Consider the following 2,799-nt stretch of genomic DNA (forward strand, 5'->3'; position numbering starts at 1 on the left):
GCTCTCCCGGCGGGCGAGAGCCACCGCCGGGCCGGCGGCCGCGCGCCGCGCGCGCCGCCGTGTGTGCGCCGCGTCCGGGTCGGCGTAGCGGGACCGGCCGAGCGAGGACTGGATGCTGTGCGCGAAGTGTCCCCTCTGGAGCCCTACGAGCACGCTGACCAGCACGCCCACCAGCAGCAGCGGCCAGGAGTAGGCCGTCCCGTAGAACTGGCCGAGCCGCGGCACCTCCAGGAAGATGCCGAGCGGGTCGCTCTGGACGAAGTGCCCGAGGTACGTACCGAGCCCGGCCAGGTCCAGGAGGCCTCCGGGGCCCTTGTCGTCCACGAAGAACCCGCGGAGCATCCCCCACAGGACGCGGCCGAGCATCAGGCAGGCGTAGCCCCGCAGGATCCACTCGAAGATCCGGATGCCGCGGCCGAGCCGCTCGCGGCGCTTCTTGAGCCGGCCGGCCCCGCTCAGCAGCAGCGCCGGGACCAGCAGGAAGAGGAAGAAGGAACGGGTGAGGAGCAGGCCGAGCGCCCACGCCGCGACGATGGCGGCCGACCAGGCCGCCTCGGTGCGCAGGGCGCGCAGTGCGTGGGCGAGGACGCGGGTGGCGTCGAAGCCGTAGGAGGGCGCGGGGAACCGCTCCTCGTGAACGTACAGCTCCTCGATCACGCGGTCGCGGTACGCGGCGTCGAGATAGGTGCCGGCGCACAGGAGCCGTCCCGCCTCCGTCGTCGCCGGGTCCGCGGGGGCCCTGCCGTCCGTTGTGCCGCTCAAGCGCTCTCCTCGGTCGGGAGGAGGGAAACCGTACGGGGCCCGTGGGGCGCGGGACAGGGCGGATCGCGCCAAAAAGGCCCCGGCGCGCTGCGCCGGGGCCCTTCGGGTGCTTCGGATCGGACCGGCCGGGTCGGGCCGGCCGGACCGGATCAGATCAGGCCGAGCTCACGGACCGCGTCGCGCTCCTCGACGAGCTCCGCCACGGACGCGTCGATGCGCGTACGGGAGAACTCGTTGATGTCGAGGCCCTGGACGATCTCGTACTTGCCGTCCTTGCAGGTGACGGGGAAGGAGGAGATGAGGCCCTCCGGGACGCCGTAGGAGCCGTCCGACGGGATGCCCATGGAGGTCCAGTCGCCCGCGGCGGTGCCGTTGACCCACGTGTGGACGTGGTCGATGGCGGCGTTCGCGGCCGAGGCGGCCGAGGACGCGCCACGGGCCTCGATGATCGCGGCGCCGCGCTTGGCGACGGTCGGGATGAAGGTGTCGGCGAGCCACAGCTCGTCGCTGACGACCTCGGCGGCGTTCTTGCCGGCGATCTCCGCGTGGAAGATGTCCGGGTACTGGGTCGCCGAGTGGTTGCCCCAGATGGTGAGGCGCTTGATGTCGGTGACGTCGGCGCCGGTCTTCTTGGCGAGCTGCGAGATCGCGCGGTTGTGGTCCAGGCGGGTCATCGCGGTGAAGCGCTCGGCCGGTACGTCCGGGGCGGCGGCCTGCGCGATGAGCGCGTTGGTGTTGGCCGGGTTGCCCACGACCAGGACCTTGATGTCGTCCGCGGCGTGCGCGTTGATCGCGGCGCCCTGCGGCTTGAAGATGCCGCCGTTGGCGGAGAGCAGGTCACCGCGCTCCATGCCCTTGGTGCGCGGGCGGGCGCCCACGAGCAGGGCGACGTTGGCACCCTCGAAGCCCGCGTTCGGGTCGTCGAAGATGTCGATGCCCTTGAGCAGCGGGAAGGCGCAGTCGTCGAGCTCCATGGCGGTGCCCTCGGCGGCCTTCATGCCCTGGGGGATCTCCAGAAGGCGGAGCTTGACCGGCACGTCAGCGCCGAGCAGGTGCCCGGAGGCGATGCGGAAGAGCAGCGCGTAGCCGATCTGGCCGGCGGCGCCGGTGACGGTGACATTCACGGGAGTGCGGGTCATGGCCTTCTCCGTTAGACAGCTGGCGGTGGGGCGTCCCTGCCCCATGTGCTGGCGGACGCCGCTCCCCTGCGAATCTTGACGTGAAGAGACATCCGGCGTCAGGCTATCCGACCTTGGCGCGGCCCAACCCCCCGGTCTGTGTGGTGCATGGCACACGGACCGGGAGTTCGAAGGCACGGAGGGGCATTTCCCCCCGCTTTTCGGCCCTCCGGCACCCGCCGGACGGGTGTACGAGTGCCTCGGAGGGTGACCCGGCGCGCGTTTCAGCGGACGGTGAAGCGGACCGCGCTCTCCAGGAACGGGATGTCCAGCACCGGCTTGGGCTCCATCACCAGCGCGAGCAGCGTGATCGCCACGCCCAGCAGCCCGTACGTGACCATGTCCGTGAACCGGGAGCGCACCGCGAGCATGCCCACGGACGGCAGCAGGCGCCGCAGCACGGAGGCCGAGACCAGCGCCACGCCGATCACCAGGCAGCCGACCCGGGGGTGCCCCAGGGCCGTCAGGAGCAGGCCGACCGCGGTCGCGGCGAGCACGCTCAGCATCGGCCACTGGCGGGCCGCGAGGGCGTCCCCGGGGGCGGCGCGGCCGTGTCCCTCGGGGCGGGCGGTGTCCTGGGTGACGGACGGGAAGCGGCGCGACCTGCCGGCCTCCGGACCGGCGGCCGGGTTTCCGACGGCCGGCGCTCCAGCGGCCGGGGTTCCGGCAGCCGAGGTTCCGACGGCCGGCGCTCCAGCAGCCAGGGTTCCGGCAGCCGCGCCTTCGGTGCCGGTGCCGGAACCGGCCGCGGCGTCAGAGCCGGCGCCCGGGGGGGGGCGCCCCCCCCCCCCCCCCCCCCCCCCGCGCCCGCCCCCCCCCCCCCCCCGCCCCCCCCGCCCCCCCCCCCCCCCCCACCACC

Annotated in this window: 2 protein-coding genes and 1 pseudogene; all 3 read right to left on the reverse strand. The window is 73.6% G+C overall.

Annotated elements, in window-relative coordinates; genetic code table 11:
• A pseudogene (locus ACFXA3_RS35650) lies at positions 1–762 on the reverse strand (hypothetical protein); the annotation flags it as partial.
• A 149-nt stretch (positions 763–911) separates the two neighbouring features.
• Positions 912–1,901 carry a malate dehydrogenase gene (locus ACFXA3_RS35655; RefSeq protein ID WP_030290642.1) on the reverse strand — a complete coding sequence of 330 codons (990 nt, stop codon included), beginning with the start codon at positions 1,899–1,901 and terminating at the stop codon, positions 912–914.
• Positions 1,902–2,164: 263 nt separating this feature from the next.
• The gene (locus tag ACFXA3_RS35660) at positions 2,165–2,446 is read right to left on the reverse strand and encodes a DUF3017 domain-containing protein (protein WP_385194071.1); all 282 of its coding nucleotides are present in this window, start codon (positions 2,444–2,446) and stop codon (positions 2,165–2,167) included.
• Positions 2,447–2,799: the final 353 nt, after the last annotated feature.

This window comes from Streptomyces sp. NPDC059456 (assembly GCF_042750055.1).
In the GTDB taxonomy this organism is placed as follows: domain Bacteria; phylum Actinomycetota; class Actinomycetes; order Streptomycetales; family Streptomycetaceae; genus Streptomyces.

Bases quoted from the DNA above. Each gene is read 5' to 3' on its own strand.
- ACFXA3_RS35660 (WP_385194071.1), bottom strand. From the start codon at position 2,446: ATGCTGAGCGTGCTCGCCGCGACCGCGGTCGGCCTGCTCCTGACGGCC.
- ACFXA3_RS35655 (WP_030290642.1), bottom strand. From the start codon at position 1,901: ATGACCCGCACTCCCGTGAATGTCACCGTCACCGGCGCCGCCGGCCAG.